The sequence below is a fragment of the Streptomyces sp. A18 genome (assembly GCF_059026065.1).
Window position 1 is genome coordinate 35,901 of record NZ_JBWLKL010000054.1, and the last position, 3,618, is coordinate 39,518.

Sequence of the window (3,618 nt, forward strand, 5' to 3'; positions counted from 1 at the left end):
GACGGGCGACGGGCGACGGGCGACGGGCGACGGGCGACGGGCGACGGGCGACGGGCGACGGGCGACGGGCGACGGGCCGAGCGGTTCTGTTCGCGGCTCGGTCAGCGGTCGCCCTGTATCGCCTGCTCGACGTTCTTCCCATTTTCTCTGGTGACGCCCGGATCACCCGCCTGTTCACCCTCGTCCCTGGCTCCGACTTCGGAGTCGACGCACTCTCAGCGGTCGACGCACTCGGGGGCCGCACGGTGCCGTGGAGCGAAGCGTGCAGTCGCTCGTACGACCTGATCGTCACCGCGAGCCCGAAGGGCGACCTGAGCCTGCTACGCGGGCCGCACGTCCTCGTCCCCCACGGGGCGGGTTTCAACAAGTCCATCCCGGGCGAGGGTTCGGCCGACTCGGCGTCGGGACTGGATCCGGCGTATCTGCGGCCGACCCACGACCGCGCTCCGACAGCACTGCACGCCTTGGCCCACCCCGATCAGGTCGTCAGGCTGGCCGCCGCAGATCCGCGGGCCGCCCGGCGTGCGAAGGTGATCGGCGATCTCACTCTGGAACGCGTCCTCGCCTCGACGTCCTTGCGTGAGCGCTACCGTGCGGCATTGGGCACCGGGGCCCGTGAGCTGCTGATCCTGGTCTCCACCTGGGGCCCCGAGTCCCTCATCCGCCGGCACCCCGGGCTCCCCGCCCAGCTTGCGGCCCAACTCCCGCACGACGAATATCAGTTGGCGCTCGTGGTTCATCCCAATGAGCGCAGCCTGATAGGGACGCACGAGCTGGCTGAACGCCTGGCGCCGGCACTCGACGCGGGGATGGTTCTGCCAGATCCGTACGAGGAGTGGGCCTCGGTCCTGATTGCCGCGGACACCCTGGTCACCGACCACGGATCGGCCACCTTGTACTACTGCGCTGTCCAGGACCGTCCAGTGGTGAGCGTTCACCCGGGCGGCGGGGAACTGATCCCCGGCAGTCCGATGGGCGTGCTCCTCGACCAGGTACCGCAGCTGGAACGAGCCGAGGACGTCGCCGCCGCACTGCGGGACTATCGGCCGGGTGCTGGGCGCGCCGCCGCTCAGAACGCGTTCGCGCCTCCCGGCGACGCCGTGCAGCGCCTGCGAACCGAGGTCTACGCCTTGCTCGGCCTTGCTCCGCCCGCCTACGACGCCACCCCCCGACTGCTGCCCTCCCCCGCGCCCGCGACACGTGTCCCCGCAGCGTTCGATGTCCATGTGGAGACCCGTGAGGCTGGTGTCCGGATCACCCGGCACCCGGCCGGAACGGGGCCGCCCGGCCATCACCTGGCCGTGGAGCACGGCGCTGCTGCGGAACAACTCGTTCGCTCCGCAGGCTTGTTGTACCGTCGGCCGCTCCCGGGGTCCACGGAACCAGCCGACCTGGCCTGGACCGCCGACGGGTGGGCCCGGCATACCTTGTCCACCTACCCGGGCTGCCGTTCGGCCGGGGCGTTGCTGCCTGCTGGTGGGTGCCTGCTCAGAGTCCGCGGTCATGAACAGATGTATGCCGTCCATATCGAGCCCCGGTCCGAAGCCGGCCGTATAGCACGACTCGACCCGGCCGTCGCACTCTCAGCCGTGCACGCCCGGCTGGTCTCCCCCCAGCCCGCTCTCGACAGCCACACCGTGATCAACTGCCTTATCGGGGAGCGGACTTTCCGCGTCGTCCTCCGCCCGGCCACGAACACCGAAAGCGCGCAGGCGATCTAGACCAGGCCGTTGCGCTGCCGGAAGGTCCGGGCTGCTGCGCGGTGCTCCTCAGCCTCCGTCAAATGCCCTTCGTCTGCGTCCAGTTCGGCAAGGGCGTCGTGGACGCGTGCCAGATCGAAGCCCGAACGCCGCTTGTCGGCCTGCCCGAGCGACTGCCGGTAAAGAGCACGGGCCTCGCCCCTCCGGCCCAGGCGGTGCAGGACACCGGCGAGGGCGAAAGCGGAGCGTCCGACCAGCCTCTCGCGCCCTTTCTCCACGAACCCGGCGTGCGCCTCGGACAGCAGGCGATGCGCTGTCTCCAGGTCGTCCACCTTCGCGCTCGCCTCTCCCATCCGGTAGGTCTGGAGCAGGACGCCGTAGGAGTTGGGAATCGCCCGGTGAATGTCGCGGGAGACTGCGAAGTCGGCAAATGCGGCATTCCACTCGCCTCGTGCACCTTTGAGCATGCCGCGATGCTCGATGGCCGAGGCGGCGAGCTTGCGGTCCCGTTCGGAATCCCCCAGCAGTTCAAGGGCGGACATCGCCCTGTCGATCTGCTCCTGGGCCTCGCTCAGCCTCTCCGACTCCCACAGCGGCCTGGCCAGCTGGCACCGCGTGCGCACCAGCCAGCCGGCGTCACCCCCGTGTCGGACTGCCGCGTCGACGGCACGCCGGAACACCTCGATGACCTCGGACTGGTGGGGATGGTCCAAAGCATGCGTCCACACAGGCTCGGACAGGGCCACGGCCTCGGTATCCATTCCACGGCCGTGGGCCAGACGCGAGCACGCGAACAGCACATGCCGTTCCTCGTCCAGCCAGAGAGCCGCACGTGCGGCGCGTTCAGCCCTGACTTCGTCGTCCACAACCGCTTCCGGATCGTCCAGCGCAACATCCGGTCCACCTGGAACAGGATCGAAACGATCCACGACGATCAGCCGGCGGCCAGCGGCGAACCGGTCGGCCATCTGGGCCTGACGGACGAACCAGCGCAGCAGCCGCGTCTGCGCCTCGCCCACCTCGCCCTCCGCAGCCTCCCGGCGGGACCACCGCAGGGCGTGCGCGCGCAGCGGTCCCGGCAGCCTCATCTGGCCGGCCTCCGTCAGCGACAGCAGACGCAGGTCCAGAAACCCGGTCCGGTCCAGCTCTTCCAGGGCGTCCTGGCAGGTCTCCTGCCCCAGCCCCGACAGCGCGGTGGCGGAGTGAAGCGTGAATGTCTCCCCGGGGTGGTGCGCCAGCAACCGGTAGAGGAGGGCCGCCGGGCGGGACAGCTCGGCATGGGCCCTGTCCCAGATCTGCTCTACACCGGACACGCCCTTCCCCTTCAACTCGGCCTGGAGATCGGCGAGGAGCCGGGAGAGCGGGCGCAGCCGGTGCGTGCGCACCCACCGGCCCGCCACGTGGAGCGCCGCAGGAAGACCGTCGCACAACCGGATCACCGCCCGCGCCGCCTCAGGGTCCGCGGCCAGCCGATGGTCACGCACGATCAACCCCAACAACTCCGTCGCCGCCCGCTCCTCCAACGGCGGCAGCACCAGGTCCACCGCAGCACCCACTTCAAAGTCATGAAGCGGCCCGTGGCTCGTGACGATCACCACGCTGTCGCCCGACGCCGGAAGCAGCGAGACAACCTCCGAGGCGTAACGGGCGTTATCGAGCAAGAGGACTAGTTTCGCGCCAGAAGTCCTGTTCCAGTACTGCGCACACCGAGCCGCGTACTGAGCCTTCACCTGATCCGGCATCACGTCGAGCGAAACCAGCAACTGGGCGAGCACATCACCGGGGTCCAGCACGCCGTCCACCCGGAAATCATCCAGGTCGACGGAAAACACACCATCCGTTAAGGGATAGCGATCGCCTAGCGTACGGGCGATCAGGACAGCCAACTCCGTCTTCCCCAGACCGCCAGGCCCGCTCA

General features: G+C 69.4%; 2 protein-coding genes. One reads left to right on the top strand and one right to left on the bottom strand.

Annotation, left to right across the window (positions count from 1 at the left end):
* Nucleotides 1-122: 122 nt before the first annotated feature.
* On the top strand, nt 123-1,721 hold the full coding sequence (locus tag AC5P1C_RS39855) for a translation initiation factor 2 (protein WP_493870883.1): 1,599 nt from the start codon (nt 123-125) through the stop codon (nt 1,719-1,721).
* Here the strand turns inward: AC5P1C_RS39855 and AC5P1C_RS39860 are convergent.
* On the bottom strand, nt 1,718-3,618 hold a 1,901-nt coding region (locus AC5P1C_RS39860; RefSeq protein ID WP_493870881.1), incomplete at its 5' end, for a hypothetical protein. The two genes, AC5P1C_RS39855 and AC5P1C_RS39860, sit on opposite strands and share 4 nt — an antisense overlap.